The following is a 26,272-nucleotide window of genomic DNA, read 5'->3' as shown; positions in this document are numbered from 1 at the left end:
GCGTCAGATGACGCCGTCCCGTAGATGATGTACTCGTCCCCCCCCGACCAGTACGGACTGTTCTATCTCAATGGTTCCCGCCGGAGCGGTGACACCGGGGATCCCCTCGAACAGGTCGCGGACGACGAACTCCAGCTCGACGACTTCGTCGCCGATGAGCGCCCGCTTGCGCTCCGTCGCGGCGATGGCGTGGCCCACCATCTCACCGAGCTGGCTGACGACGTCCTGCTCGGCCGCCTCGAAGGCGTCGGGCCGGGCCGAGTAGACGTTCAGGACGCCGTAGACGTTCTGGCCCTGGGTGAGCGGTATCGCCGCGGACGACCGAACCTCGGTGGCTGCCACCCGGTCGCGCCATGGGCGGTGGCGCTCCGACTCGACGAGGTCCCGGCAGACCTGCATCTCGCCCGTCCGCAGTGCGCGCCCGGTCGGCCCCTGGCCGCGGGGGTCCTCGGGGTCGGCCGTGACGGTGATGTCCTCGAGGTAGTCGTCGGCCCCGGACGCCGTACGGACGGTCACGGTGTCCGTGCTGAGGTCGGGGACGCCGACCCAGGCGAACTCGTAGGAGTCGGCCCGGGCCAGATTCTCGCAGACGACCGACTCGATCTGGTCCCGCGTGGGCTGTTCGATGGCCGCCTTCGTTGTCTCGCGGACGACCGCGTTGAGACTGTCGAGCGCGGCGAGCTGCTCGCGATGCCGCCGCAGCGCGGCCTCGTCCTCGTGACGGTTGCGCGCGGCCGCCAGGACGTTGGCGACGGACTGGACGAATTTGACGTCCGTCTCCGAGAGCGACCGGACCTCGGTGTCGTGTGCGCCGAGGATGCCCCACGGGTCGCTCGCGGACCCGATGACGGTCGAGATGCCGCTCCTGACGTCGTGGTCGGTCAGCAGGTCGGGGCCCGAGAAGCGGTCTTCGGCGGTCAGGTCCTCGACGACCACCGGGTCGTCGACACCGAGAGTGTAGGCCGCCTGGCTCTCGTCGTCGAGGGCCGATATCTCGGCGCTCCCGACGACGCCGTCGGCCCAGCCGACCCCCTGGCGCAGTCGGAGCGTCTCCCCGGAGTCGGCCAGTTCCAGCACCTTGCAGTAGTCCGTATCGAGGACGTCGGCGACCATGCGCGTCGCTTCGGCCATGAGGGTGTCGACGTCACTGTCGTCGAGCGCGCGCTGTCCCAGTTCGGCGACCATCTCCTGCTGTGTCAGTCGGCGCTCGAGCTCGCGCTCCTGTTCGAGCCGGTCGGAGATGTCGCGCACGACCCCGCAACGACCGCCCTCCGGAGCCGACTCGACAAGGGTGAATCGCGTCTCGCAGGGCACGGTGTCGCCGTCTTTGGTGACGACGTCGACCTCGACGCTCCCCACCTCCCGCTCCCCGGCGGCGATTTCGCGGGCCTGGGACTCCGCCTCGACCGTGATGTTGTCTTCCTGAACCTTCGAGGCGTGGGCGCCGAGCAACTCCGCCCGGTCGAAGCCCGTCAATCGGACGAACCCGTGGTTGACCAGCGTGAACCGGCCCGCCCCGTCGACCGCGTAGATGCCGTCGTCGATGGTCTCGACGATGGTCTCGTACTGCTCCAGGCGCTGTTCCCGGGCCTTGCGCTGGGTCACGTCGCGGACGACGCCGACGCGCTCGTGGCCGTCCGTGCCGGTGTCGATGAGTCCGAACGTCGCCTCGGCGATTATCTCGTTGCCGTCGTTCGTGGTGAGTTCCGCCTCGAGTCGCGCCGTCCCACACTCGCCGGCGGCCAGCTCCTCGTGGAGTCGCCGGGCCTCGGCCGAGACGTCGGCGTCGACGATGTCCGCCGCGTTCATGCCGAGTACTTCGTCGGGGGCGTACCCCAGCAGCTCCGCGTAACTCTCGTTGGCCATCGTTATCGTCCCGTCGTCGTCGATGACGTAGACACCGTCACTCATGGTCTCGACGATGGTCTCGTAGCGCTCGAGTTCCTCCTCTCGGCGCTTGCGTTCGGTCACGTCCTGGAAGTACACCGACAGCCCGTTCTCCGACGGATAGGCGCTGACCTCGAACCACGTCTCGAGGGGCGCGAAGTACTCCTCGAAGGTGACCGACTCCCCTGTCTCCCGGGCGCGCCGGTACTCCTGTTCGAACCGCGTGCCGTGGGCCGCGGGGAACCGTTCCCAGATGCGCTGGCCCATGAGTGCGCCGGCGGACTCCTCTAACAGCCCCTCGGCCGCCTCGTTGACGTAGGTGAACCGCCAGTCGTCGTCGAGCGCGACGAAGGCCTCGTCGATGCGCTCGAACATCTCGTCGAGCTCGGCGCTGAGCTCGTCGCGCTGGCGCTCCAGCTGGGCCTCCTGTTCTTTCAGGTCGGTGACCTCCTCGCCGGCGATGATGACGCGCTCGAGTTCGTCGTCGGCCCCGAAGACCGGTCTGGCGCTGAGACGCACCCAGTGGCGTCGCCCATCCGGGTCGTCGTGCTGGACCACCGTCTCCGCCGGCTCGCCCGTCTCGAGGACCTGGGGGACGGGGTGGTCGGCCGTCGAGAGCGGTTCGCCGTCGGCGTCGTAGAACTCCAGGTCGTCGACGTCGAACTCCGCGACGGACTCGGCGTCGAGTCCCACACGCCGCCGCGTCATCGAGTTGACCCGCTCGAGGGTCCCGTCCGCCCGGTAGATGCCAAGCCGCACGGGGGCCGTCTCCAGCAACTCGTGGGTCAGGTCACGTTCCCGCCGGAGCTGGCGCTCTCGCTCGCGCCGTTCGGTCGTGTCCTTCGTTATCTTGATGTAGCCGCTGTGTTCCCCGTCCGTCTCGACGGCCCGGATAGTGACGTTCGCCCAGAACCGGCTCCCGTCGCTCCGGCGGCGCCACCCCTCGACTTGTATCGACCCGTCCTGACGCGCCTGTTCGAGATTGGACTCCGGCACGCCGGCCGCCCGGTCCTCCTCGGTGTAGAACGTCGAGATGTGTTCGCCGAGCACCTCGTCGGCAGCGTAGCCCTTGAGCCGGCGGGCACCGGCGTTCCAGCTCTGGACGCAGCCCTCGACGTCCAGCCGGAAGATGGCGTACTCGTCGACGGCCTCGATGAACGACTCGAACTGTGCCCTGCTCGTCTCCTGGTTCCGCTCGACCCGGTAGCGTGCGGTGACGTCCTGGTAGAACTCGATGCGACCGCCGGCGAACGTCCCCGACTCGATGGGTCTGCTGCGGTGTTCGAGCCACCGGTCGCCCTCGCCCTTGACCCCCGTTACGTGGCAGTCGAATGTGAGGCCGGTGTCCGCGCCGTCGTACACCGGGAGGACGCGTTCTGCGAACTCGTCGGGGTTCGCGACCCGGTCGAGAATCTGCGACCGGACGACGTCGGGTTTGTGCCGGCCGACGATCTCGCCCGCGTCGATGCCGAAGTACCGCTCGATGGTCTCGTTGACCCACGCGACGTCGTACGACTCGTCGAGCACGACGACCCCGATGCCGCTCCCGTCGAGGACGTTATCGATGACGGACGTGGCGTCGAACCCGGTTCCTGGGCCCCCTGGCGATGTGCCTGGAGGCCGCCACCACACCCGGGCGCTCGCTCCGACCTTCTTCGTCTCGAGGTGGTCGGTCGCCGAGAGGCGGTCGAGTCGCTCGTAGGTGCTCCGGCGACCCAGCTCCAGTCGGTCCGCGACCTCGCTCGTGGTCAACGGGGTCCCGTCACCCTCGAACACGTCGAGCGTCTCCCGGAGGGCATCTGTCAGTGGCTCCATACACATATGCCCGTACACAGACCCGCTTCCGTCATCAACCCTCCGCCGGCGGAGGCACCTCTCGGCACGTCTCCGTCACGAAGTGGTACGTATCTGAAATAAAACTGTCGGCGGGGGGAGCCCCTCACTTGACAATGGAAAATATCATACTCCGCCTCGGGAGCCTAATATATTAGCAAGTCGGCTTAGGGGGCAAGGGAACCTTTGTCCAAACACGATCCAAGGATGCCTGCCTACGACCACACATCGGAAGTCCCGGAGACGATGTTTCCCCTCGCGACCGCCGACGTCACGTTGACCGATACCGAACGGCACCAGCTGCTCGCGTCCGAGCGCCGGCGTCTGGCCATCGACGTCCTGTGCGACCTGGACGCACCGGTCGCCCTCTCCGACCTGGCGGCCGAGATCGCGTCACGCGAACAGCACGCCGGGCGGTCCGATGCGGACCTCGTCGAGACCGTCTCGATAGCCCTCCACCACAACCACCTCCCCAAGATGGGGGCACTCGGTATCCTCGATTACGCCCCGGAGACAAACACCGTCGAGGCGGTTCGCGTCCAGTAACCCGCTGACGCTCGCCCGCCCGATGGGCCCCGATCGATGGTCGGACAGTTCCCCGCTGACGCTCGTCCTCGCATCCGAATCCCACTCCGTCAGTCCCCCGCTGGCGCACAACTCACTCTCGCGCCGACGCCAGCACGTCGGCGTAGACCGACTCGAGTCGGTCGACCGCGTGGTCGACGCTGACCTGCTCCCGCCGGTCGAGACACCGCCGTCTGAGCGCCTCGCCCTCGTCCAGAACGCGCTCGACGGCCCGGCGGAACCCCTCGATGTCCCCCTCCTCGTAGGAGTACCCGGTCTGGCCGTCGTGGATGGTGTCCCGGAGCGCGCCCGCGTCGACGCCGGCCACGGGCGTCCCACAGCAGTTTGCCTCCAGGGCGACCAGCCCCTGGGTCTCGACCGGGCTCGGGAACGCGAAGACGTCGAGCGCCGCGTACAGTTCGGGCAGCTCCGCCCGGTCCAGAAACCCCAGGAACCGGGCGTCCAGGTCTCGCTCTCGGGCTTCCGCCTCGAGGTGTTCCCGGGCCGGCCCGTCCCCGCCGAACACGACGGTGACGTCGAGGCCTTCGCAGGCCTCGAGGATGTCGCCGAGACACTTCTCGTAGCCGTGTCTGCCGGTGTAGCCCACGAGCGGTCCGTCCGGCAGGTCGTGGCGGTCACGGAACGCCGTCGCGTCGACGGGTTCGAAGAAGCCGGTGTCGACGCCGTTCGGAATGACCTCGACGCGCGCGTCGGTGCCGACCGTCTCCCGGACGTGCGCGGCCGTGCGCTCGCTCGGCGCGAGGACCACCGCGGCGCGGTCCAGGAACCACCGCTCGTAGCTCTCGGCGCCCGCCTGGACCGCCGTCTCGACGGCGCCGTTGAACGCGACGTACTCGGCGTACTCGCCGGTCGGCGTGTGGTAGGAGGCGACCAGCGGCACCTCGAGCTTGCGCGCGAGGCGCTGGCCGCCCATGCCGAGGCTGAAGGGGGTGTGGGCGTGGACCAGGTCGGCGTCCGCCACGGCCTCGGGAATCTGTGGCATCCCCAGGCGAAAGCCCTCGTAGAACGGGAACGGGAGGCTCCGGACGGGGTATTCGCCGTCCCTGGCCTCGTGGTCGCTCTTCGGGTAGACGACGTCCATCCGCCCGCCGCGGGCCCGCCAGCGGTCTCGCCACGTCTCGACCGTGTAGGTCACGCCGTTGACCGTCGGCAGGTACGTATCGGTGAACGCGGCGACGTGCGGCAGTGCCATCCTCGCGGCGTACCACCACCAGCGGCTAAACCCTTGTCATTGGCCGACTGGGGACCTGTCGGCGAATCGGCTAGACCAGTGCGTCGTAGGTCTCGACCAGGCGCTCGCCGACCCGGTCCAGGCCGTGGTCGCTGGCCGTCTCTCGAGCGTTCTCGCCGAGGCGCTGGCGCAGGTCCGGGTCGTCGGCCAGTCGTTCCAGCGCCGCCCGGAACTCCGCCCGGTCCGCACAGATGAGACAGTCGTGGCCGTCCTCGTAGTACTCGCGGAAGACGGGGATGTCCGAGAGCACGACGGCCTTCCCGCAGGCCATCGCCTCGAGGACGGCGATTCCCTGGTTCTCGTTCTTGGTGGGAAAGAGGTAGACGTCGCCGGCCCCGTACGCCCCGCGGATATCGTCTATCCATCCGGTGAACGTGACGTTCTCGGGCGGGTCCGAGGTCCACTTGCGGACCGTCGCCGAGGCCTGCGGCCCGTCGTCGTAGGGACCGAACCAGGCGAAGTCGTAGTCGGTCGCTTCGGCGAGTTCGCAGAACGTCGTCAGCCCCTTTCGCTCGAAGACGTTGCCCACGGCGAACACCACCATCCCCTCGAGGTCGTAGCGCTCGCGGTAGGTCTCGCGGGTCGACTCGAACCCCTCGAGCGCGCCGACGTCGACGCCGTTGGTGACCGGCCGGATGGGCGCGTCGACGGGGTAGTCCTCCAGGACGCCCTTCGTGTACTCGGAGGGACACAGGACCAGGTCGGCCTGCGAGTAGAACCACCGCAGGTACTCGCCCAGCGCGGGCGCGACCAGGTTCGACCCCCGGAAGCTGTCCCGGAAGTCCTCGCGGGTGACGTGGGCGTGGAGGACGAGCGGGACGTCGTTTCGCTTCGCGTGACGGGCGACGGCCACCGACCCGGGGCCGATCATGTTGCAGTGAGCGACGTCGTACGCCCGGAATACCGGGTCGTCGAAGGCTACTTTCCCGCCCAGCGCCCAGGCGGGGTGCCCGTCGCGCCACGGCGACGTGACCACGTCGACGTCCGTCTCGGCCAGCGCCGCCCGCTGGTGGTCCACCGAGGTGCCGATGCCCGACCGGTCCAGGCGGGACTCCAGTTCGAGGTAGTTCAGGACGCGCACACCCTGGTGCTCGCCGGCCCCGCCGAAAGTCCTACCGACTTCACGCTTCGGAAGGCATTTTCCGGCCCCTCCCGGAGGGGCGACCATGACCGACGAGGCGACCATCGCCCGCGAACGCATCGAGCGACTCCGGGAACTGGCCCGGGAAGCCGTGCTCTCGGGCCACGAGGAGCGTGCCCGGGAGTACGTCCGGCGGGCGCGCCGCGTCGGCGAGCGCCAGCGACTGCGACTGCCGCGCACCTTCGAGCGGTCGACGTGTTCGGCCTGCGACACCTACCTCGTCCCGGGGCGCAACGCGAGGGTGCGGACCCAGGACGGCCACGTCGTCGTCACCTGTGACTGTGGCGCACAGTCACGGTACCCGTACTCGTGACCGGTCGTGTTGGGCACGCTTTTAAAATCCTCGCGATAATTACTCCGCACACAATGGTCGCTGACAACACGGAACGGAAACTTCACGAACTCGACGCGACGCTCCGGGTCGGCAAGCACGGCATCGACTCTGTCGCCGACGAACTCGCCTCGCAACTCGAGGACGCCGAGTTCGTGAAGGTCAAGTTCCTGCGCTCGTCCCGCGGCGGGACGACGACGGAGGCGCTGGCGGACGATCTGGCGGACCTGGTCGGCGCCGAGGTGGTCCGCGTTCGCGGGCACACGGCGGTGTTCGAGAAATGATGCAGGTCGGCCCCATCGCCGAGTTCCTCGACGGGGTCGGGGTTCCGGCGGCCGTCGCCATCGCCTCGGCCGTCGTTTTCGTCGTCGCGTTCGTCGTCATCTACGTCGTCGGCAAGGCGGTCGTGCTCCCCATCGTCGACCGCTCGCTGAAGTCGCGCAACTTAGACGAGCACGCGCGCAAACCGCTCCGGAAGCTGACGAGCATCGCCATCGTCTTCGTGGCTATCTCCGTCGCCTTCGGCCTCGCCGAGTACGGTGACTTCCTCCAGTCGCTGGCGACCATCGCCGCGGCCGCGACGCTCGCCATCGGCTTTGCCATGCAGGACGTCCTGAAGAACTTCGTCGCCGGCATCTTCATCTACACGGACAAGCCCTTCCGCATCGGCGACTGGATCGAGTGGGACGGCAACTCCGGCATCGTCGAGGACATCAGCCTGCGCGTCTCCCGCGTTCGGACCTTCGACAACGAGCTGCTGACAGTCCCGAACTCGAACCTGACCGACGGCGTGATCAAGAACCCCGTCGCGAAAGAGCAGCTCCGCCTCAAGTTCGTCTTCGGCATCGGCTACGACGACGATATCGACACGGCGACCGAGATCATCATCGAGGAGGCCGAGGCCCACGAGGGAATCATGGAAGATCCCGGCCCGTCGGTCCGTCTCGTCGAGCTCGGCGACTCCTCTGTGGGCCTGCAGTCCCGCATCTGGATCGACGACCCGAGCCGCGCCGACTTCGTGAAGACCCGCGGCGAGTACGTCCAGGCGGTCAAGGAGCGCTTCGACGAGGAGGACATCGACATCCCCTACCCGAACCGCACCATCGGCGGCGGCCTGGAGCTGTCCAGCGTCGAGGGCCTGGTCGAACCCTAACCACTTTTTACTGCGGGGGGTTTCCTCGCTCGCTACGCTCGCTGCGGGAACCCCCCATTGCAAAAACGTGGGGAAAAACTGCCGGAAGGCGCGGCTTCGCCGCGCTTCCGGTGAATCGCCTCGCTCCGCTCGGCGGATGCTGGACCGCAGCGGACTGTTTTCTCTATTACGTATCGTCCGTGGGATCGTTCGTCATGGCCGGGAGTGGCCTCCGTGCCACGTCCCGGGGAAGGGCAGGCGGTCGAGAAGTATACCGCGCCGGAGGCGCGGTTTCACCGGACTCGAGACCGGAGGTCGAGAGTCCGGCAGTTTTTCCCCACGTTTTTGCAAGGAGCGGTGCCCGCAGCGAGCCGAAGGCTCGCGAGGACACCCGACGCAGCAAAAAGTGGTCGCGTATGAATGGAAAGTGGACCCCGGGAATTGCCCGACGTTCGGACGAGGGTAATCCCGTTTGCCTCCTCCACCCCGCGACCCCACGAGCGACGGGTGTCCGATGGTCCGCTGCTCACTTCCGTGCCTGGCGGAGTGCCATCGATTAACTACGAGGGCACATCCCTGCAGATGCGACCGCGTAGACCGCCGTCCCCGCGGGACGAGGCTTCCACGTTGGCTCACGGGGTCCACGCCCGTCAGACCGGACGCCCCCCCGGGTTTCGGTCCCCGCTGATGACCATAGTGCGGGTATCGAGGGGGGCCAAACCCCCCGACCTAGTCCACGTGGTGATTCCGCCGCCGCCCCATAAGGGCCTTTCGAATATCCCGCAAACTGACAGACGACGCCCCGCTCACAGCAGGCCGAGCGCGCGGGCGAACCACGCAGACCCCACCGGGATGGGCATGCCGGCCGCGACGACGGCCCACCGGTGGTGTTCGATGAGCGTCGACTCGGTCAGTCCCAGCACGAGGTCACCCGGGACGGTCACGGCCCACGCGAGGCTCAGTCCCACGACGAAGAGGCCGACCACCAGGCCCGCGCCAGCGGCGACGCTCGGGTCGGTCCGCCCCTCGCGCCCGGCCGCCAGGACGATGATGGCGACCAGCGAGAGCACCCCGAGGACGAGTGGCGAGAGCACCCCTGCGCCGTAGTAGGCGCTGACGGCGGTCGGCTCACCGACGATGACGTACGGCGCGGCCAGCGAGAGGAGGAACAGCACACAGCCGACGATGCCGACGATCGGCGCGACGCGCAACGCGTTCATACCGGCGCTCGGAACGGCGTGGTCTTAACGGCGGCGTTCGAGGGAAACCGGGAAATGGCTCCCCCACATAGCGAGCCCATGGGATTGGGTTCGACGGCAAAGAAGATACAGAAAGTAGCGGACGTCGCAGACGATGTCTACACCAAGGTCAACGAGCTGAAGACGCAACTCCAGGACCTCCGCCAGACCGTCGAGGCGACCAACGACCGCGTCGACGACGTCGACCGGGAACTCGCCGAGCAGCGGGCCCTAATCGAGGCACTGGCCGAAGAGCAGGGCATCGACACCGCCGCGGTCCTCGAGGACGCTGCGTTGCCGGCCGAGGAGGAAGCGACGCCCACAGAGACCCAATAAGTGGCAGCCGGTGGCCGTGTGACTGGCTCACCCGGCCCCGTCTCGAACCGGTTGGTTTAAACCACAACGTCGGCATAGCCTTGCACGTAGGGCGCTTAGCTCAGCCTGGACAGAGTGCTTGGCTTCGGACCAAACCGTCGGGGGTTCAAATCCCTCAGCGCCCGTCGCAGGTTTTCGGGGTTCAAATCGACAGATAGCGGTGGGTCTGTTTTCTACCTGAGCGAGATGGAGGATTGCTTTCGTTCGGATGGCGAACGGAGCTGAGTCAACACGAGATTAGCCCACTGATCAAGCATCGTGAGTTCACATCGCTCCACAAGGTATGGAACGCACGCTTAGACGCTGATCTCTACCCCCAACGGAGTCAATCTGAGACCATCAACTCAACACTCAAGCGGAAGCACGGCGCGTTCGTCCGGTCACGCCGCTGGTGGAAACAGTTCCGTGAACTCACTATCCCCTGTCTCATTCATAACGTAGAGCGATCACTCTAAACGGTCAATACAGCAGTCATACTGAGCGGCTGTTTCAACTGCTCAATCTTGCACACTGATTCCAATATATCAGAATTCGGTCACATTTGGAAGTAAGATGGCTTACGCTACTCCCTATGAAGCGATTCACCTCTCCGCTTGGTCAATTCTTTGATTTGAGCGGGTGTCATTGCTCCACAATTCGGACACTCGTAGGTCTGAGAATCAGCGAGGACGCGGATGAGCCAGTCGTCATTAATGCGACTTTCGTGACTACACTCAGGGCAATAGAGCATCACCTTGCCGACCGGCTCTCGCTCAGTAATGGAAATAGAGGGCGTCATTTCCTTACCTTCTCTCCAGACAGGGATAACCATGTCGCACTTCTGCCCGAGTGCCGACTCGTCACCGACGATGGACAATGGACCGGAGACGAAATTGAGTAGTTCGCAGTCTCTATCGACCGGCGTTTCAGCAGGATAATATGTCGGAAGGATAGGATTTCAACAGAGCTGATGTGAAAGTGGACGGTATGCCCGTTCCGTTTCAATCGACGCGCTTAGCTCCCACACGTAGCGTATCAGTACGTCAGGCTCATCCCTCCTTCGTGGGTCATATCTCCACCGTTGAGATGCTTGCTGTGGTGGGAACAGCCCATGACGAACAGATTTGCCACCTCGTAGGGCTCCATCATCTCCTTAACTCGGGTTCGTTCGAGCATTACCTTCTCGACGACCTCGTCGACCGTCATTCCACGACGGTCAGCGGTGTCCGGGAGTTGTTTGGCGACCAGCGCGGTCTTCACATATGCGGTACTGACGGTGAATGCTCGGACTTTGCCATCGCCTTCGGCGGCGATCGACTGTGTCAGCCCCCGTAACCCGAACTTCGTCGTATTGTACGCGACCTTGTCCTTCGTCACGATATGACCGTGGACAGAACACATGTTGCCGATTGCACCTCGGCCGTCGTCGTTGTCCCGAATATGCGGGAGACAGTATTTCGTGAGTACCAACGGCGCTCGCTGCATAATGTCGTGCATCAGATCGTATTTTTCGATTGGGAACGATTCGATGGGAGCGACGGTCTGGATACCGGCATTATTGATGAGATACCGTAACGAGCCCTGATCTGTGGCGGTTTCGACAATGCGCTCGAGGTCGTCATCGTCCGTTAGATTCGCGGTCACAGTAACTACCTCTCCCGGTAATGATAGCTCCGTCGCCCTGGTCTGGACGGCGTCGAGTCCGTCCTCGTCACGGTCTGTCGCAACCACTGTGAGGTCGTTCGCGGCGAGCGCCAGGGCTGTTGCACGGCCAATACCCGCACCGCCGCCAGTCACGATTGCAACGTTTTCGGGCGTGTAGTTCGGATCGTTTATCGTCAACAGATCCTCGCGTGTCAACTCACTGGGGCCGTACTTTGCCATTGCCTCGTCGACAGTCATGTCAGCCATGGTCCGACCGTCGCGCCATACTGGGGAATAGTTACTGGAACAGTGTACAGCTGTCTGTCTGAAAACACTCGACGATGCCGATCGAAAAGCACGACGGTCCCCGTCGCTCTATTCTCATTGCCGGAAAATCAGAGAGGGAGTCGGTGTCTTGATACGTAGCGGTACTGTTTCACCTGCATGCTTGATCTACTCCGGCGATTTGGAGGACTCTGCTCTGATTTGTCGGAAGAGTACATCCCCGATCCGTATGTCATTGCGATACTCTTGACGTTCATTGCCTCGACTGCGGCGCTGCTGACCGGAGCTGGGCCCAGGGAGACGCTTGTCGCGTGGAACAAGGGTGTCTGGACGCTGCTACCGTTTATGGCTTCTATCGCCGTGTTACTGATGGCGGGGGACGCGATCGCCAAGTCACCGAAGTTCACCAGCCAACTCGAGAAGTTGGCACGTATCCCGAACTCCCAGTTTACCGCGGTCTGGTTCGTCGGATTCGTGGCGATGGCTGCCGCACTCGTCTCGTGGGCTATCGGCCTCATCGTCGGTGCGATTATGGCCAAACGTGTCGCCTACGAGTGTCGGGAGAAGGGTATCACCGTCCACTACCCGTTGCTAGCCGCGGCAGGATACACGAGCCTGATGATATATCACGGTGGGCTCACGTCCTCGGTGAGCCTGATGATGGCCGACTCGACACTCATTCCCACGGCCTGGGCTCCGGAATTCCGCCAGATGATTCCGCTCTCGGAAACTATCGGCTCGACGGCGAACATCGTCACCACCGGGACATTGCTTGCGGTTATTCCCGTGGTCATGGGCCTCCTCCATCCCAAAGACGGAATCACGCAGCTCCCTCGGCCGGATTTCAAGGAGATTGACAAAATCGTCCACGCGGCAGACGAGAAACCGACCTCTGCGGTGACGGCCGATGGCGGTCGAGAGCGATTCGCCGACAGGCTGAACGATTCGCGACTCATCGGCCTCGCTATCGCTCTGTTTCCCGCATTTTTCGTACTCAACGCGTGGGTATTGACCCCGGGCGGGGTCTCCAATCTGACGCTCAACAGCATCAACGCGTTGTTCATCACGCTCGCTGTCCTGCTGTGGGTCCGACCGATGGCGTTAGTCGATCAGATGAAACAGAGTGTCGGCAATGTCTCCGGCGTTATTTCCAGTTCCCGTTTTATGCCGGGATCGCCGGTATTCTCACGGGAACTGGTCTCGCGACGCTCATCGTCGAATTCGTCGGTGGATTCGCGACGCCAGCAACGTGGCCAGCTATCGGTGTCTTAGTCGCCGGCTTCGTCAACATCTTCATTCCCTCTGGTGGTGGGCAGTGGGTCGCGATGGGGCCGATAATGCTCGAAATCACCGCCCAGATGGGAATGGAACCGCGTGATGCCTTGCTCATCGAGATGCTCGGAGACCAACTGACGAACATGATACAGCCGTTCTGGGCGATTCCGCTACTGGCGATCGCGAACCTGCGAGCCCGTGACATCATCGGCTACACCACCGTGTCGATGTTGGTCGGCCTCATCGTGGTTTGTGGCTGGCTGACCCTGTTCCTCGTTGTCCTCTAAGCTGAGCGAACTGTATCGACGACACTCGATGGCGTACAGGGAATGACACGACGGCTGTTCGTCGGCGCGGTCGGCGTTGCTGTCGTGCTACTTGGTTGGATTGCGAGTTCGACCGCAGTTCACAGTGCCGGCCATGCAGATTGTTCGGCCCCGGACCCCAGTGAGAAAACGAGGAAACCCGAATACGACGCCAGCGAGAGCGATATGTGCGTAGAGAAAGACGGAGCGGCTCGCGTCTGTTCAGCTGACGACGGGGCACTGGGTGAGGCCAACGTGGCGGCCTGACTCACCTGAGTTGCTGGAGGAACGTTTTCCCCTGTTCGCCATCAGTAACGAGTCGTTCCAGGAATTCGGGGTCACGATCAAGTTTCGTCCGCCAGTCGAGTTTGCGACTCTTCGGGAAGCGAATTCGGCGAATCTCGGTATGTGTGTACCTATCGGGGAGGTATCCTTTATTAATGAAATCGTTGATACGTTCGATAAACCGTATCTCGGCGGTCATCGAGAGGTTTCCGGAGAGCTCGTTCCGGCGGTTGTGGATTCCCTCCATACTGCGTGGCACCTCTGCCCGCTCCTGTGGGTTGATTTTGATGAGCCAGATTTCGTCGGGGTCCGGATTGTCGCTGGCTTCCATGAACTCCTGCATAGGCGGATTCTTCGAGAACAGACCATCCCAGTAGTGGCGGTCGTCGATCTCGACCGCCTCAAACAGATGGGGTTCGGCGGCCGATGCGATGATAGCGTCACTGGAGAGATCCTCTTCGCGGAAGATTTCGAAGGTGCCACCGCAGACATCGATTGCACTGAGGAACAGGCCGGGTTCAGTTCCATCGAGTAGCTCCGGAACCGAGTCGAAATCGATGTAGGAGTTAAGCAGTTCACGGAACTCGTTTTCGCCCCACTTCGAACCTGGTGAGTCGGCCGGGCTAATATCCGGCAGCGGAACACCGGCTCGCTGGAGGGTGATAGTCCATCGGATGATATTGTTTGCAGCCCGATGCAGCGGTGAGGAAGCTGAGAGGTCCTCCCAGAATCCAGAAAGCAATTCGCCCGGGTCCTCCTCGGGATGGATGTGACCATACCAGGCCAAGGTCGCACAGGCAGCGCCCAGACGTACCACTAAAACCGACGATGTTGTACTCGTCGGGCATGTTTCGAAGCAGTTCTCGTAATACACCTGCGGTGAAGGCAGTGTGACTACCGCCACCCTGACAGGCGATAGCGACGTTTGTCTGGCCAGTGGTCATCTACAACTGGTCTTTGGCGAACTGCATTAAGATGCCCGTCTCGGTAGCGGTCGGTGTGGTATTATTTGTAGATATCTAAACATTTTCGTGTGAGGGGATTTATCCACCAGGCCTTCACAGGACTCTCCGAGCAATCATTTAGGCACTCGAGCGGGTTTCGAGTGAGAGCAGAAGCGCCTTCGGCCCTACCAGCAGGTCTTCCTGCTGTCTCGACGGCACCTGATCCGCTGTCACACGGGACCGGTGAGCACGTTCGTCTGTCACTTACGGACCAAATCTTGAGTGTCCTCCTGGTTGGCCTCTCAACTGGGCCGTTGCTCGGCATCCCTCTCCTGTATGGTCTCTATCCACAATCGGTGGAATATTCCCTTACCAGGAGAGGAAGGTGAATGTGGTCTCTCCTGCTTTAGTGCAGTCACTCACGTATACGATGGTTGCGGTCGTCGCAGCCCTCATCGGTGGAATCATCGCTATCTTCCGCTCTCCAGGGGAATATGGCAAGAGTTACATCCAGCATTTCGCTGCCGGCGTCGTGTTCGCTGCGGTTGCCGCCAAACTCTTACCGGATGTCCACGATCGAGCCCCAGTCTGGGTCGTCGTCGGGTTCGCAGTCGGTATCGCCACAATGCTCACTGTCCATCAGCTGAGTCGGTACATCGAGAAATCCGGCGTCGGTGGCGGATTCGGCGGTGCGACGAGCCTGATAATCACGGTCAGCATGAACATGATAATCGACGGGCTGCTCATCGGGGTTGCATTCCTGAACGCGCCAAAGACCGGCGTCATAATCACTATCGCCCTCGCCATCGAAACGCTATTCGTCGGTGCAGCAGCTGTTGCGATTCTCCCGAAGGAACTGGCCGTGTACAAGAAACTTGCTGTACCGCTCCTGTTTGGCTCCCTGCTAATTCTGGGTGTCACCAGTGGGACACTCTTCTTCAGCGGTCTAACCGGTGCTCCTATCGCAGTCGTACTTGCCTTCGGTGCGGCAAACTTGATCTATCTCGTGACCGAGGAACTTCTCGTCAAAGCACAGCAGGTTCCAGAGACGCCGGCGAGTACGACGCTGTTCTTTCTCGGATTTTTGTTGATTTTCGTCTTCGACATGCTCTATTGAGAAATACCGCGCGTATTCCACACGTTTTCCGACGCTGAGCAGCTATCTCGGGTTTCTACAAGACCAGGTTTATATACTCCTGTCCAATTTGTGTTGTCGAGGTTACTCAATTATGGGACTTCTCGATTCGTTTGGAGCGCTTGTCAGTAGTATCATCGCGTCGATCGTACTGTTGGTGTTCGCTATCCTCAGCTTCTTCATCACTGTATTTATCGTCCAAGTCGGAGCCGGATTGGCTGGATACTCTCCGAGTGGTGATTTCGTGGTGCTTTCTGCCGCGATTTTGGCGACCGGTGCAATCGTCGCAGGTGCAACACCACTGTCCGGACTCACCGGAATCAGTGAATAAATATTGAAGGATAGCTGAGGAGTTCAGGTTCGGAGCTTCGGTCTATTCGGGATTTTCTTCCAACGTGACCGTTTCTGGGCCAGTGGCCACAGGGTCGGTCGCTTGCCGTCGCTGCTGGATTGTTTTCACGACTGCGAGACCAGTGTGTTTCACAGCACCAGCTACATGTTTTGCAGCAGTGACTGCTTCTCCTTTGGCTTCTACGACATCTTCTGCCGCTTCGTCGATGTCTTCACTTGCTTCTGCACTATCCACAGCAGCGTCAGTACCCTCTTCAGGTCCGCTTTCGTCCTCGATTGTCTCTTCTGAGCGTCGTTTCCGTAGCTTCCGAAGCGTAACAATTCCGATAGCGGCCCCGGTGACTGCAAGGAGGCCTGTTTTAATTTTACTCACACCTCAACTTGACCGGTCACACATAAAAGGCCGTGCTTATACTATTAATATTTCCAAACGCCGATTATCGTATTCTGTCCTACAGCAGGCGCGTGCCACTTGCTGCGATCGATGCTAGCGACTGCATCGGTTCCCATGCCGAAGCTCTCGCCGCTGTCGGCGATGATGTCCTCGCCGTTGAACAATCGCCAGCAGAACTCCCCGCCCTATCCTCTTACATGCTGAAGATAGTCTTGTTTTCGATCAGGGCGGCGATGGCCGCCTGAGCGGGGTGATTCTGTGGCGAAAGTCGAGTCGAACCACACGTCTCAACGCTGTTCTCAGATGGGTTGTGGGTTCGCCGGGACAAACTACAATGTGAACAATCGAACGAAGTCACGGCCACCCACCCGAAACTGATGTCCGAAGCGAAAGATTGTGATGGCAAATTACACCGTCCCAGAGGGTACGTCGTCCGGAAGGTTCGCGAGCGCACGCCGGAGCAGTGGTGGTGTCATAACGGATGTGGCGATGGCGACGAGCACGATGACGGCATAGATGGTGGGCGTGAGGATTCCGATTGCCAGGCCCAGGGCAGCCACGACGAGCTCCATCGCGCCGCGAGCGTTGAGGCCGATGGCAAGGCAGATGGTTTCTGCTCGGGAGAGGTCCGTAAATCTCGCTCCGAGTACCACACCAAGTGCCTTTCCCAGCACGGCAACGGCGAGTGTGACGCCTGCGACCAGAAGCGTATCCAGCGTGAACAGTCCGCTCAGGTCGACCCGCAACCCGGCCGTCGCAAAGAAGATGGGTGCGAACAGTCCGAGTGCCACCATCTGAAATACTCGTTCGGTCTCCGCGTCGAGTCGAGTTCTTACGAGAACGCCAGCGAGGAACGCACCGAGAACGGCTTCCAATCCAAGTGCGAGCGAGCCGCCGGCCATCGCAAGCCCGACGACGACGACGATCGAAAATCCGGTCAGCACTGGTGATCGAACGTATGCGGTGACATCGAAGAGTGCCTCGACGAGTCGCGGTCCGAGAACAACAGTAACCCCGACGAATACACCGAGGACGACCAGTGTCCGACCGACTCCAAGCGGATTTATCTGCCCCTCACGAGCGATGTCAGACACTATCGTGAGCGCAATCCAGCCCGCTGCATCGATAACGACGGCGACCGTGAGGGTGAGCTGGCCAACTGTTCGGTCCATCGCGTCGAGGTCGATAAGTACGCGTACGGCGACAGGGACCGCCGAGATGCTCAGTGCCGTCGCCAGGAACAGTGCGAACGGCAGTCGCTGTCCGGGTTCGACGAGAAATCTCACGGGGAGCGCCAATCCCAGGGCGAACCCCAGAAGGAACGGCACGACGGAGGCTCCGGTAGCGAGCGCTATCGTCGGTCGGGCATAGCGGCGCACCGTCTGAACGTCAACTTCCGTTCCAGCCAATACGAGGAGGAGAATGAGCCCAAGCGACGCGATGGCTGCCAGTCGATCGGGGACAGGGACGACGATAGCCGTGACCGCAGGAGCAACGAAACCGAGAACCGAGGGGCCAAGCACCAATCCGGTGAGGAGTTCTCCGACGACCGGAGCGAACCCGAGTCGATCAGCGACGATTCCAAGCGTATGTGCAACGGCCAAAACGAGTGTTAGCCCGGCAAGAAACGGAAGTAGCAACTCCGACTCAACGGCCATGTATGTCTTCCTCCAATCGCTCACATTCGAGACTGATATCCTTGACGCACCCCTCGATTTGCCGGAATAGTGCCTCGCTGTCAGCACCATCAGATTTCGACTCTAATGTCGCAGCAAGATAGATGGGATCATTCATTCCGTTCATTGTGAATATGGCCGGTGAGAGGATAGTAGCCCGAATTTCTGATGTGGTCCTGTGCAGACCAACCGAGCGAACCATTCCCTCTCAGATGGAATCACCAAATCAGTCTGACATCTTGTAACTATCGACAACTGATTGAACACGAGTGCTGACTATCTTGCGAGTGTCCAGTTCGCAGTGCCTGTTTGACGCAAGCGGGTACGACTAATTCTGACGGTAGGTCGGCACGTATCTCTTCCATACCGTTGACGCGTCATCCGGGAGGACTCCAGCCACGTCATCATTAGTGCACGCATACAACGGCCCACCATCAGTACGATTCCACGCCCACCGGTGGCTGATACGAGTGGACAGTGCTATTATCTACGTCGCCGGCAGACGGTAACTATGGCAGTCTACGAAACGGATCTCCCCGGCGTTGGTCGCAAGTTCGACCTCGAACTGTCCGACGACACACTCGCGTCGATCGTCGTCCACCACGACGGCCGCTGCGAACTCTACCGCCGTCCGAACCGCGAGGCGAGCGGTGAGAAACTTCTTGAACTGACTGGCGACGAGGCCAACAAGCTCGGCTCGATTCTCGAAGGGGCGTACTTCGAGTCCGTGACCGTCGACGAATTGACGGTTCCACTCGGTGATGCCATCATCGAGTGGGTCGAGGTTCCCGAGGTGTCACACCATGCCGGCGAAACGCTCCGAGAGAGCGACATCGAATCACGGACGGGAACGACGATAATCGCCATCCAGCGCGCGAACGAAACTATCTCGAACCCGGCCCCTGACTTCGAACTCGCGTCTGGAGACATCCTCGTCGCTATTGGGACGCGTGAGGAACACAACGAGCTAACCCAGATCGTTCGCGGGAGCGCCTAACTCTCTGCTCACCCGTCCGAGTATCTGCGAGCAACACGTTCGACGAGGTGCGAGTTTTGCATGAGTACGGTCCCGATGATGCTGGTCAGGAGGACGTACCCGACGGTGAACGCGGGAATCGTCTCTCGAAGGGCGTCTGTCGTGCCGGCTGTCACGAGAAACGCTGCGATAACCAGCGAGAACTCACCGCGAGGGGCGAGTGCACTTGCCATCCGTGACGCCTGTTCGACCGAGAGACCATAGCTACGCCCGGCGAAGAACCCACTGACGAGCTGGCAGAGCAGCGTGACGACAACTGCAACGAGGACGAATCCTGCGACGGAGACGACCACTCGCGGGTTCGTCTGAAGACCGATGACGAAGAAAAACACCGCAGCGAAGAGATTTCGGCTCGGAGCGAGCAGGCTCTCGATGCGATTGACGTGGCTCGTCTGTCCAAACGCCGCTCCGACGACGAATGCGACGATCGCTTCACTGATCCCAGCAGCAAGCCCGAGCCCAGCGACGAGCGCTGTTACGCCGAGCACGCCGAGCAGGAACAGCTCGCTCGACTGGAGATTGAACACTCGGTCTATCCACTCCCCGCCGTAGTAGGCCACCAACCCGAGTACGAGGAGGACGATCGCTGCCTGTCCGAGCGTCCGTGCGAGGGACGTGATATCAGCTGCGCCGAGGACAAAGGCCGAGAGGACCGCAAAGACGGCGGCAGTGAGGATATCCTCGATGACGACGACACCCAGGATCGCCTCGCTTTCTGGATTGGCGATCCACTCCAGATCGATGAGCGACTTGGCGATAATGACCGTCGAGGAATTGAACACGATGAGACCAACGAACAGCGCCTCTAACAGCGTGAAGCCAAAGAAGAGACCGACGAGGATGCCTACCGGGAAGCTGATTCCGACGTCGATGGCACCGGCGCGAGTGAATCGGGTTCGCTTCTGAATCAACGATGCCAGACCCAGTTCGAGTCCGACAAAAAACAGGAGGAGAACGACCCCCAGGTCGGCCAGCAGCCGAATGAACTCGGGGGACTCGATAAGCGTGAGCGAGACACCGCCGACCGACGGTGCGAAGGGGCCGAGTAGAACTCCGACGAGGATGTATGCCGGAATCACCGACTGACCGACGCGCAGGGCGAGCAGTCCACCGACGGCGAGACAGGTCAGAAAGAGCCCGGCAGTAAGGACGAGGTTCGATGTCACCACGACTATGAACAGAATAGCCAGATAGAGACCAATTACAGTTCCGGTGTCTCCGAGGGGTATTCGAGGAGTGAAATCCCTGCCTCGTATTCAGCCGTGAGATGTGTCAGGAGCGAGGAGTTCCTCGAACGCCTTGTGTGCTTCCCCACTTCCGACGACTACGAGGACGTCTTCCGCGCGCAACTCGGTTCCTGGGGTCGGATTCGGAAGTGTCTGCTCGCCTCGCTCGACGGCGAGGATCGAGACGCCCGTCCGGGTCCGAACACCCACGTCACTGATCGTTTTGCCGATGACTGGCGATCCGCTGGGGATAGACACCCACTTGATACGAGCGTCCGAGAGCGCGTCATCGAGTTCATCGTCGACGGGTTCGAAAAAGGTGCCGTCGAATATTTCTGCGAGTTTCTGTGCCTCGCGCTCCGTCGTGGTGAAGAGTTCCTCGCTGTCCGCGTCGGAATTCTCTCGCCAGAACACGTCTCGCTGACCGTCGTTGTGAATGAGGATGGTGAGCGCCTTTCCCTCCGAGAAAGACACCTGGTATCGTCGTCCGACGCCAGGGAGCTGTGTCTCGAATATCTTCATACTCGTTCTCGTTCCACTGGAGTAATGATTGTTTGGTCCAGGTGCGTCGCAGGCGGCGGCTCTCGCACACCGCATCGGGTAGATTTCGACCAGATATCAGATGATAACTCCCTGCGCGAGCGGTTGTCGAGCCCACGAAGCCGATAGAGGAACTTTCGGAGCGGAATCTGAGCCCGATGAACTCAAGGAGACGGTCGTTGAGTCGATCCACGAGTACGTCATTGAATCGGACATCGACACTTGAAGCCCGAAAGCAAGAAGTAAACGAAGCATCTGGACTTCCGATCAATCTGGCTAGTTTTCACTAAATATTTTCACAGTATCCTCCTCAAGTCTCTACCAGAATTGTTCGGGTTAGTAACCGCTTTTTTCTTGTTTACCGCGTGGATTCGACCACCGCTATTTATACACCCATCAACGGACGAATTAGATATGAGTACATTTTCGATCGTGGTACCGTCGCTCCTCGCAGTCATCATTTTGTTGTCATTGAGTGCGTTCTTTTCTAGTAGTGAGTCGGCTATCTTTTCGCTCCCAGAAGAGTGGATTCAGACTGCTACGACGGACAGTACAGGAGAAAGCCATACACTCCAGCAACTTCGCGCGAACCCGCATCGACTGCTTGTCACGCTGCTAGTCGGTAACAACCTCGTCAACATCGCCATCACCAGCATCATCACACTCCTCGTTGCACAGTTCGTTCCCCCTGGGTTCACCGTTGTGATAGCAACACTCAGCGTCAGCGTTCTCATCCTCGTCTTCGGAGAAATCGTGCCAAAATCCTACGGTCTCGGCCATGCAGAGTCGTGGAGTCTCCGTGTCGCTCGTCCGATTTCGTACGTCGAACGTGCATTGGGTCCATTAGTTGGCTTGTTCGATATCGTCACCCGGTGGCTGACGACACTCATCGGGGCGACCAACACATCGAGAAACCATACCTCGACGACTGAGTAGTCGGATTATTCATAGGTTGTATTGACCACAGCTGGGTCAGAACATCTCCCCTGCCGAGGATTCCAACAGAGCAAGGGCGGTCAATTTACTTGTGAATCGGTATCGATATGTGGAGAATCAGACCAGCTTGAGCGGACGATGTCCTCGTCGTGGTCGGTACCGATGAGGCCCATAGCGCAGTCGGGGATCTGCTATCGCAGTCGTAGCAACGCGCGACGGTTCCCCGACGTGGATGTGCTATCCCTCTCGCCGAAGTTGTGTACCGCACTTCGGACAGTACTGAACCGCCTGAAAAATCGGATGAAAGTATTTCACTTCGAATTCGCGACCACACTTCGGACACTCGTGTTTCGGTGGCTCTCGAATCCAGATCGTTCGCTCGGGTTCCGGCTCCTTCTTTCTGATTTTCTCGTCGCCAGCGAGAGCATTGAGTAGTTTTCGAACGAGCTGTTTTGGGGCATCGAGAAGCGAGGCCAGTTCCCCCGTCGTATACGGTTCAAGCGGCTCCATCGACTCATATACCTGATCAGCAGCTAAACCCGAGTCATCCGAGGCCTCGTCTCGAGGATTCGACATGTGAACAATACGTGTATCGGGGTAGTAATCCTATCCCTGTGTTACTCGGCGTGGAGATCGACTCCAGTACCGTCATCATCCGTGAACGACGATTCGACGAGCATTCGGGCGCCGAGTGCAATCGGGCTAATAACAGTATCAGCCCCCGCGTGTTTGAGCTTCTGGATGTTCTCATGTTTCGTCGCGGCCGGACGTCCGGGTTCAACTCACACGCTGTCAACACAGCGAGGGAATCCGCACCATCGTCATTCGTTGCAACCAGCACAGCCCGGGCACGTTCAATTCCGGCCTGAAGAAGCGGGGATTCGTCACTCGGGTTGCCAGTGAGCACGTCAATCCGAGCCACGTCAGCGGCGAGTGAGTAGGATAGGGTAGTTCAAACCTGTGTATTCCGCCGTACCATCATTTGTCTCGCTCTCCCACCACATGTTCGGGTATTGGATCTTCACTGAGATCCCAGTCAAGAGCAGCTTCGGCAGCTGCTTCCACCTCTTTATCATTTTCAACTATCTGTATGCCGTTGGCGGCCTCCAACTTACGGAGCTCGTCTGGACGACCCATCGTGAACAAATCGTCCCCGGACTGAATCAACCGCCCGCTATCGGGCATCGTCTCTATTTCTCCACTGGATGACCGGATTGCGATGATCGTGACATCGACCGCACTGACCGGGAGACCGACGAGCGGACTCTCCTCACCGATTCCGACGATACTCATCGTCTCATCGCCGCGTCGGAGCATCGCTGCGAACTCCCGATCGGGATGCCCATCCGCCGAGAGCGTCATGAGCCGATACTCGACTGTCGGGCCGATCCGATCGGCGATCGATTCGTCCGTCACGACAGTCGTTATCTGGCCAACGCTCGCTCGAAGTTCCGCCATTCCAAGTCGTTTCTCACCATCGTCATCTTTGTACCATAGCTGTAGCGTATCACCCGGTGACGCACTAAAAGGCGGATCAGCACGAATTGCGACTACGGCCGATTTCGGGGGAAGTGTCGGCCCGATTCCCGCCGGGCGCTGACCGACTGCTAGGTATTCGACGGTTCCATCTGCAGTGATATCGAGGTCGACGTAGCCGATATCGTGTTCCTCTCTGAGCCGAGATGTGAGTGCTGACTCGAGTTCGGAGACCGTCAATCCACGAGGGAAATCCAGCTTCCGGCCTTTGAGACCTTTCTTGGAGTCATCAGCAACGGGATCATAGCCTTCGATATCGTCGATTTCGTGCGGAAGCGTGATCGTGATAAACCTACCTGCGGCTCGCACGATAGGGCTAAAGTCTGGTTGGAGCCACCCCCAAGAGAGCCGATCAGACGTTCCAAGAGTATCGCCGAGGTAGCGGCCACCGTACGCCGCAATACCCGCAGCGACAAACACCGTTACGTTGACCATCGCCTCACTGACCGATAATGGATCGCCGGTTCCCCCAGCATATTGGATAAATGAGTCGCGTGTTGAGGTAGATTGCGACGACACCAAGCCCAAGAATCAGTGTCGCACCATCAGGAAATTTGTTTCGAACCCTGACTCTGTAGACAAACGTCGCAATCGTCGTCGCAGCGCCGGCCAAAAGCGCCACTCCCACGATTCGAAAGAGGGCGGCAATTATCGGGTGTGTGAGGAGCGTCCCAATAATATTCATGTCGCCACCTCCTCGAAGGTCTGAAGCTGACTAGATCTCCCGACAATGATCAGTGTATCGCCTGCTAAGAGTTCAGTCGCGCCACGCGGTGCGATGAGCCGCTCAGTCGCTCGCCGAATCGCCAGGATCCCGACACCATAGGTATCCCGTACCTGTGCAGTGCCGATAGTCGTCCCCGAAAGCGTACTTTCGTCACCGATCGTGACTTTTTTGAATCGGTTCCCGTGTTGCTTGAGGACGCCAATCGCTTCGTATTCTCGCTGCTTTCCCCGCGAGTGGACGATCATCGGCGCAAAATCTGCCCCGACGACCCGTCGGGCTTCCCCGGCCGGTAACGCCACACTCACCTGCCCTTCACCACCAGTCGTCGTCGATGTTGTTAACGTCGGCTTTTTGAGATTCTCATCCGACTCGTCATCTTCTGCTTCCGTTGGTGCTGGCTCCGGATCTTTCGACGCTTCGACCCCATTTGTACGGGCACTCACGACTGGACCGGTTACGCCGCCGTCAGGAAGTTTGACCGTGACGGAGTCTCCCCGAGCGACACCCGTCGGCAGGAGCGTCTGTATCGAGACGGCCCGTTTCCCGGAAGGTATTCGACGAGAGAGCCCAGCCGCACTCGGCGCCGCGGATATTTCAGCTCGCCCGCTTGTCGACTACCACTGCCACCTCCGCCAGTTCGTGGTCTGTCGTGAGTCGCTCTTCCAGACGCGTTTCCAGCTCAGTTAGGGACAGATCCGCTGGAAATTTCCAGGAGCTGGTGCGTAATTGTTCGCGAAGGTTCTCTGGGAGTGGCGGGTATCCTTCGATATCGTGAATGTCTCCAGTTGGCCGGATCCGAATCTGACCGTAGGAGTCGACCCGCTCGGCGAGCTCAGCCGAGAGTTGACTCTCCCGGAGTGATTTGAGTGTGAGACGACGAGGAGTCGCGGCACCGAGTTTATCACCCTGACTGTGTGCCCAGAGACAACCCATCAAGATGACGAGAATTGCAGTAATACCCGCCCAACCGCTGGCCAACTGTGGGTCGATCAATCCCATGAGGCCACCAGTGACACCGGCGAGTGTTCCACCTAGGGCGACGACACCGAGCCCTGGCACGGTGACATTCGTGAAGTATTTGAATCCAAAGCCGATCGAGAACGCGATAAACGACGGAAAGAGGGCCGCAATCAAGCCAAGATACACACCGACGAGAATCTCCGAGATTGGTAACGGAGCCATTGGAACGAGTAAGTGACGTACTGCCTAAAGAGGTATTGTTTCGATTGAGGCAGGGATAGGATTGCCTTACTGTTCGTCGGGGATTACATGGATTTCCACATCCAGCTGCTTTGAAAGAAATGATTCGAGATCCACCTCGAAATCAAACGCTTCGCGGAGGAGCTGTTGCCAGGCGGCCCGACGCCGTTCGCTGAGCACGATATGGTCCACCTGCTGGCGAATCGCTTCGTCTAAAACGGCTTCTTCATACAAGAAGCCATCTCGGACGACATAGTGGGCGGGAATGGTTCCGAATTCGGCTTCTACGGTTTCGCGAAGAGTGCTTCGCGGTATCCGGTCATCCTTGTAGAGCCGATTCACGTAGACGATGAGCAGTTCGGGGTCTGACTCGTCTGCGACAAGTTCGAGACCTTTCTCGATGGCTCGCTTATTCCGATCAGTTAGCGGATATCGAACCGGGATAAGAACAGTCATGACTAGTTATCTACCGATTCAACTCCACTCCCTCGCGTGATATCTACATCACCAAGCTGAGCGTGGTCAACCCGTGAGTGCCAGCGGCACTGTCTTAGCGGCGAATCCATCCCTTCCCGACCCTCCGGAGACGCCGAACTGGGGTTCTCTGCTCGGTTTCGTCACTATCGCCAGTTGCTGTCGTGCGCATTTCGTCGATCCCCGTCTCGACGTACTCGACGGCTTGTACACCCGCAGTTCGAGCATGAGACACAGCCGCAGTCGCATGCTCAACGGCCGCTTGTGCCTCAGTCCGAACCGCTTGGGCCGATGTTTCTTCGTCGTCTGGTGTCCCACGCCGTTGACGGAGCGTGCGCAGCGTTAATATCCCGACGGCGACCCCTGTAACAGTAAGTAATCCTGTTTTGAGTTTGTTCATACGGTACCCAACCCTCGAACAAATATAAGGTACGTGACTACCTCGAAGAGTCAGATAAGAACACACCGGCGGGTACTCGTGTTGTAGCTCGTACCAACATTTACTGCGTTGGGCCCTGTAACAACATCTGTGACAGGGGACGATGCACAGCAAATTATCAACGTCACGCGG

Annotated in this window: 25 protein-coding genes, 1 tRNA gene, 1 other RNA gene and 4 pseudogenes; 13 read left to right on the top strand and 18 right to left on the bottom strand. The window is 60.5% G+C overall.

Annotated elements, in window-relative coordinates; all coding sequences use genetic code 11:
• Positions 1-3: 3 nt before the first annotated feature.
• Positions 4-3,702, bottom strand: a complete 3,699-nt coding sequence (locus P1N55_RS04720; protein ID WP_276277814.1) for a PAS domain S-box protein — start codon at positions 3,700-3,702, stop codon at positions 4-6.
• Between the two features lie 225 nt (positions 3,703-3,927).
• Here P1N55_RS04720 and P1N55_RS04715 point away from each other — a divergent pair, with 225 nt between their 5' ends.
• The gene (locus P1N55_RS04715; protein WP_276277813.1) at positions 3,928-4,266 is read left to right on the top strand and encodes a DUF7344 domain-containing protein; all 339 of its coding nucleotides are present in this window, start codon (positions 3,928-3,930) and stop codon (positions 4,264-4,266) included.
• A 112-nt stretch (positions 4,267-4,378) separates the two neighbouring features.
• Here P1N55_RS04715 and P1N55_RS04710 read toward each other — a convergent pair whose 3' ends face one another.
• Together P1N55_RS04710 and P1N55_RS04705 are read right to left on the bottom strand one after the other, a co-directional pair.
• Positions 4,379-5,497: a glycosyltransferase gene (locus P1N55_RS04710; protein WP_276277812.1), complete on the bottom strand. Its 1,119-nt coding sequence runs from the start codon at positions 5,495-5,497 to the stop codon at positions 4,379-4,381.
• A 70-nt stretch (positions 5,498-5,567) separates the two neighbouring features.
• Positions 5,568-6,617 carry a glycosyltransferase family 4 protein gene (locus tag P1N55_RS04705; protein ID WP_276277811.1) on the bottom strand — a complete coding sequence of 350 codons (1,050 nt, stop codon included), beginning with the start codon at positions 6,615-6,617 and terminating at the stop codon, positions 5,568-5,570.
• A gap of 85 nt (positions 6,618-6,702) precedes the next feature.
• Here P1N55_RS04705 and P1N55_RS04700 point away from each other — a divergent pair, with 85 nt between their 5' ends.
• Genes P1N55_RS04700 through P1N55_RS04690 form a run of 3 tightly spaced genes read left to right on the top strand, consistent with a single transcriptional unit; the run spans position 6,703 to position 8,161 of the window.
• Complete coding sequence (locus P1N55_RS04700; protein ID WP_276277810.1) at positions 6,703-6,990, top strand: ribonuclease P protein component 4; 288 nt, start codon at positions 6,703-6,705, stop codon at positions 6,988-6,990.
• 53 nt (positions 6,991-7,043) lie between these two features.
• Positions 7,044-7,292 (top strand): YhbY family RNA-binding protein, encoded by a 249-nt coding sequence (locus tag P1N55_RS04695; protein ID WP_276277809.1) that lies wholly within the window; start codon positions 7,044-7,046, stop codon positions 7,290-7,292.
• A complete protein-coding gene (locus tag P1N55_RS04690) occupies positions 7,292-8,161 on the top strand; it encodes a mechanosensitive ion channel family protein (protein WP_276278676.1) in 870 nt (289 codons plus the stop codon). Before P1N55_RS04695 ends, P1N55_RS04690 begins: the two co-directional genes overlap by 1 nt.
• Before the next feature lie 404 nt (positions 8,162-8,565).
• On the opposite strand, the gene ffs is transcribed toward P1N55_RS04690, so the two are convergent.
• Together ffs and P1N55_RS04680 are read right to left on the bottom strand one after the other, a co-directional pair.
• An RNA gene (gene ffs / locus P1N55_RS04685) (signal recognition particle sRNA) lies at positions 8,566-8,880 on the bottom strand.
• A 66-nt stretch (positions 8,881-8,946) separates the two neighbouring features.
• Positions 8,947-9,360 (bottom strand): DUF7548 family protein, encoded by a 414-nt coding sequence (locus P1N55_RS04680; protein WP_276277808.1) that lies wholly within the window; start codon positions 9,358-9,360, stop codon positions 8,947-8,949.
• A gap of 78 nt (positions 9,361-9,438) precedes the next feature.
• On the opposite strand from P1N55_RS04680, the gene P1N55_RS04675 reads away from it, so the two are divergent.
• The 3 genes and pseudogenes from P1N55_RS04675 to P1N55_RS04665 form a co-directional block, all read left to right on the top strand.
• Positions 9,439-9,714, top strand: a complete 276-nt coding sequence (locus P1N55_RS04675; RefSeq protein ID WP_276277807.1) for a DUF5798 family protein — start codon at positions 9,439-9,441, stop codon at positions 9,712-9,714.
• 89 nt (positions 9,715-9,803) lie between these two features.
• A tRNA-Arg gene (locus P1N55_RS04670) sits at positions 9,804-9,878 on the top strand.
• A gap of 105 nt (positions 9,879-9,983) precedes the next feature.
• Positions 9,984-10,208, top strand: a pseudogene (locus tag P1N55_RS04665) (IS5/IS1182 family transposase); the annotation flags it as partial.
• Between the two features lie 559 nt (positions 10,209-10,767).
• Here the strand turns inward: P1N55_RS04665 and P1N55_RS04660 are convergent.
• Positions 10,768-11,634, bottom strand: a complete 867-nt coding sequence (locus tag P1N55_RS04660; RefSeq protein ID WP_276277806.1) for an SDR family NAD(P)-dependent oxidoreductase — start codon at positions 11,632-11,634, stop codon at positions 10,768-10,770.
• 186 nt (positions 11,635-11,820) lie between these two features.
• Between P1N55_RS04660 and P1N55_RS04655 the strand changes: the two are divergent.
• Both P1N55_RS04655 and P1N55_RS04645 read left to right on the top strand, forming a co-directional pair.
• Positions 11,821-13,223: pseudogene (locus tag P1N55_RS04655) on the top strand (TIGR00366 family protein).
• A gap of 42 nt (positions 13,224-13,265) precedes the next feature.
• Positions 13,266-13,508, top strand: a complete 243-nt coding sequence (locus tag P1N55_RS04645) for a hypothetical protein (protein ID WP_276277804.1) — start codon at positions 13,266-13,268, stop codon at positions 13,506-13,508.
• A gap of 1 nt (position 13,509) precedes the next feature.
• On the opposite strand, the gene P1N55_RS04640 is transcribed toward P1N55_RS04645, so the two are convergent.
• Positions 13,510-14,343, bottom strand: a complete 834-nt coding sequence (locus P1N55_RS04640; RefSeq protein ID WP_276277803.1) for a patatin-like phospholipase family protein — start codon at positions 14,341-14,343, stop codon at positions 13,510-13,512.
• Between the two features lie 557 nt (positions 14,344-14,900).
• Here P1N55_RS04640 and P1N55_RS04635 point away from each other — a divergent pair.
• Together P1N55_RS04635 and P1N55_RS04630 are read left to right on the top strand one after the other, a co-directional pair.
• Positions 14,901-15,587, top strand: coding sequence for a ZIP family metal transporter (locus P1N55_RS04635; protein ID WP_276277802.1), 687 nt, complete (start codon positions 14,901-14,903; stop codon positions 15,585-15,587).
• A gap of 112 nt (positions 15,588-15,699) precedes the next feature.
• Positions 15,700-15,936, top strand: a complete 237-nt coding sequence (locus tag P1N55_RS04630) for a hypothetical protein (RefSeq protein WP_276277801.1) — start codon at positions 15,700-15,702, stop codon at positions 15,934-15,936.
• A gap of 42 nt (positions 15,937-15,978) precedes the next feature.
• Here P1N55_RS04630 and P1N55_RS04625 read toward each other — a convergent pair whose 3' ends face one another.
• Together P1N55_RS04625 and P1N55_RS04620 are read right to left on the bottom strand one after the other, a co-directional pair.
• A complete protein-coding gene (locus tag P1N55_RS04625; RefSeq protein ID WP_276277800.1) occupies positions 15,979-16,329 on the bottom strand; it encodes a hypothetical protein in 351 nt (116 codons plus the stop codon).
• 428 nt (positions 16,330-16,757) lie between these two features.
• Positions 16,758-18,098, bottom strand: a complete 1,341-nt coding sequence (locus tag P1N55_RS04620; protein ID WP_276277799.1) for a cation:proton antiporter — start codon at positions 18,096-18,098, stop codon at positions 16,758-16,760.
• A 439-nt stretch (positions 18,099-18,537) separates the two neighbouring features.
• Here P1N55_RS04620 and P1N55_RS04615 point away from each other — a divergent pair, with 439 nt between their 5' ends.
• Positions 18,538-19,023: a cation:proton antiporter regulatory subunit gene (locus P1N55_RS04615; RefSeq protein WP_276277798.1), complete on the top strand. Its 486-nt coding sequence runs from the start codon at positions 18,538-18,540 to the stop codon at positions 19,021-19,023.
• A gap of 8 nt (positions 19,024-19,031) precedes the next feature.
• Here P1N55_RS04615 and P1N55_RS04610 read toward each other — a convergent pair whose 3' ends face one another.
• A complete protein-coding gene (locus P1N55_RS04610) occupies positions 19,032-20,228 on the bottom strand; it encodes a cation:proton antiporter (protein ID WP_276277797.1) in 1,197 nt (398 codons plus the stop codon).
• Between the two features lie 90 nt (positions 20,229-20,318).
• Positions 20,319-20,810, bottom strand: a complete 492-nt coding sequence (locus P1N55_RS04605; RefSeq protein ID WP_276277796.1) for a cation:proton antiporter regulatory subunit — start codon at positions 20,808-20,810, stop codon at positions 20,319-20,321.
• A gap of 432 nt (positions 20,811-21,242) precedes the next feature.
• Here P1N55_RS04605 and P1N55_RS04600 point away from each other — a divergent pair.
• A pseudogene (locus P1N55_RS04600) lies at positions 21,243-21,760 on the top strand (DUF21 domain-containing protein).
• A 241-nt stretch (positions 21,761-22,001) separates the two neighbouring features.
• On the opposite strand, the gene P1N55_RS04595 reads toward P1N55_RS04600, so the two are convergent.
• The 7 genes and pseudogenes from P1N55_RS04595 to P1N55_RS04565 all read right to left on the bottom strand — a co-directional run bounded on the left by P1N55_RS04595 (position 22,002) and on the right by P1N55_RS04565 (position 25,683).
• Positions 22,002-22,274, bottom strand: a complete 273-nt coding sequence (locus P1N55_RS04595; RefSeq protein ID WP_276277794.1) for an FmdB family zinc ribbon protein — start codon at positions 22,272-22,274, stop codon at positions 22,002-22,004.
• Between the two features lie 107 nt (positions 22,275-22,381).
• Positions 22,382-22,677: pseudogene (locus P1N55_RS04590) on the bottom strand (NAD(P)-binding protein); the annotation flags it as partial.
• A 65-nt stretch (positions 22,678-22,742) separates the two neighbouring features.
• The gene (locus P1N55_RS04585) at positions 22,743-23,735 is read right to left on the bottom strand and encodes a TrkA C-terminal domain-containing protein (RefSeq protein WP_276277793.1); all 993 of its coding nucleotides are present in this window, start codon (positions 23,733-23,735) and stop codon (positions 22,743-22,745) included.
• A 4-nt stretch (positions 23,736-23,739) separates the two neighbouring features.
• On the bottom strand, positions 23,740-23,985 hold the full coding sequence (locus tag P1N55_RS04580) for a hypothetical protein (protein ID WP_276277792.1): 246 nt from the start codon (positions 23,983-23,985) through the stop codon (positions 23,740-23,742).
• Positions 23,982-24,470 (bottom strand): cation:proton antiporter regulatory subunit, encoded by a 489-nt coding sequence (locus P1N55_RS04575; RefSeq protein ID WP_276277791.1) that lies wholly within the window; start codon positions 24,468-24,470, stop codon positions 23,982-23,984. Before P1N55_RS04575 ends, P1N55_RS04580 begins: the two co-directional genes overlap by 4 nt.
• A 151-nt stretch (positions 24,471-24,621) precedes the next feature.
• Positions 24,622-25,209 (bottom strand): hypothetical protein, encoded by a 588-nt coding sequence (locus tag P1N55_RS04570; RefSeq protein ID WP_276277790.1) that lies wholly within the window; start codon positions 25,207-25,209, stop codon positions 24,622-24,624.
• A gap of 66 nt (positions 25,210-25,275) precedes the next feature.
• Positions 25,276-25,683 (bottom strand): adenine nucleotide alpha hydrolase family protein, encoded by a 408-nt coding sequence (locus P1N55_RS04565; protein ID WP_276277789.1) that lies wholly within the window; start codon positions 25,681-25,683, stop codon positions 25,276-25,278.
• Between the last annotated feature and the right edge of the window lie 589 nt (positions 25,684-26,272).

This window comes from Haloarcula regularis, from assembly GCF_029338315.1.
Classification (GTDB): domain Archaea; phylum Halobacteriota; class Halobacteria; order Halobacteriales; family Haloarculaceae; genus Haloarcula; species Haloarcula regularis.
Note: the sequence above shows the minus strand (reverse complement) of the source record. Positions and strands in the feature narration are given on the sequence as shown.

Bases quoted from the DNA above. Each gene is read 5' to 3' on its own strand.
- P1N55_RS04720 (WP_276277814.1), bottom strand. From the start codon at position 3,702: ATGGAGCCACTGACAGATGCCCTCCGGGAGACGCTCGACGTGTTCGAG.
- P1N55_RS04715 (WP_276277813.1), top strand. From the start codon at position 3,928: ATGCCTGCCTACGACCACACATCGGAAGTCCCGGAGACGATGTTTCCC.
- P1N55_RS04710 (WP_276277812.1), bottom strand. From the start codon at position 5,497: ATGGCACTGCCGCACGTCGCCGCGTTCACCGATACGTACCTGCCGACG.
- P1N55_RS04700 (WP_276277810.1), top strand. From the start codon at position 6,703: ATGACCGACGAGGCGACCATCGCCCGCGAACGCATCGAGCGACTCCGG.
- P1N55_RS04695 (WP_276277809.1), top strand. From the start codon at position 7,044: ATGGTCGCTGACAACACGGAACGGAAACTTCACGAACTCGACGCGACG.
- P1N55_RS04690 (WP_276278676.1), top strand. From the start codon at position 7,292: ATGCAGGTCGGCCCCATCGCCGAGTTCCTCGACGGGGTCGGGGTTCCG.
- P1N55_RS04680 (WP_276277808.1), bottom strand. From the start codon at position 9,360: ATGAACGCGTTGCGCGTCGCGCCGATCGTCGGCATCGTCGGCTGTGTG.
- P1N55_RS04675 (WP_276277807.1), top strand. From the start codon at position 9,439: ATGGGATTGGGTTCGACGGCAAAGAAGATACAGAAAGTAGCGGACGTC.
- P1N55_RS04660 (WP_276277806.1), bottom strand. From the start codon at position 11,634: ATGACTGTCGACGAGGCAATGGCAAAGTACGGCCCCAGTGAGTTGACA.
- P1N55_RS04645 (WP_276277804.1), top strand. From the start codon at position 13,266: ATGACACGACGGCTGTTCGTCGGCGCGGTCGGCGTTGCTGTCGTGCTA.
- P1N55_RS04635 (WP_276277802.1), top strand. From the start codon at position 14,901: ATGGTTGCGGTCGTCGCAGCCCTCATCGGTGGAATCATCGCTATCTTC.
- P1N55_RS04630 (WP_276277801.1), top strand. From the start codon at position 15,700: ATGGGACTTCTCGATTCGTTTGGAGCGCTTGTCAGTAGTATCATCGCG.
- P1N55_RS04620 (WP_276277799.1), bottom strand. From the start codon at position 18,098: ATGGTGCTGACAGCGAGGCACTATTCCGGCAAATCGAGGGGTGCGTCA.
- P1N55_RS04615 (WP_276277798.1), top strand. From the start codon at position 18,538: ATGGCAGTCTACGAAACGGATCTCCCCGGCGTTGGTCGCAAGTTCGAC.
- P1N55_RS04605 (WP_276277796.1), bottom strand. From the start codon at position 20,810: ATGAAGATATTCGAGACACAGCTCCCTGGCGTCGGACGACGATACCAG.
- P1N55_RS04595 (WP_276277794.1), bottom strand. From the start codon at position 22,274: ATGGAGCCGCTTGAACCGTATACGACGGGGGAACTGGCCTCGCTTCTC.
- P1N55_RS04585 (WP_276277793.1), bottom strand. From the start codon at position 23,735: ATGGTCAACGTAACGGTGTTTGTCGCTGCGGGTATTGCGGCGTACGGT.
- P1N55_RS04580 (WP_276277792.1), bottom strand. From the start codon at position 23,985: ATGAATATTATTGGGACGCTCCTCACACACCCGATAATTGCCGCCCTC.
- P1N55_RS04570 (WP_276277790.1), bottom strand. From the start codon at position 25,209: ATGGCTCCGTTACCAATCTCGGAGATTCTCGTCGGTGTGTATCTTGGC.
- P1N55_RS04565 (WP_276277789.1), bottom strand. From the start codon at position 25,683: ATGACTGTTCTTATCCCGGTTCGATATCCGCTAACTGATCGGAATAAG.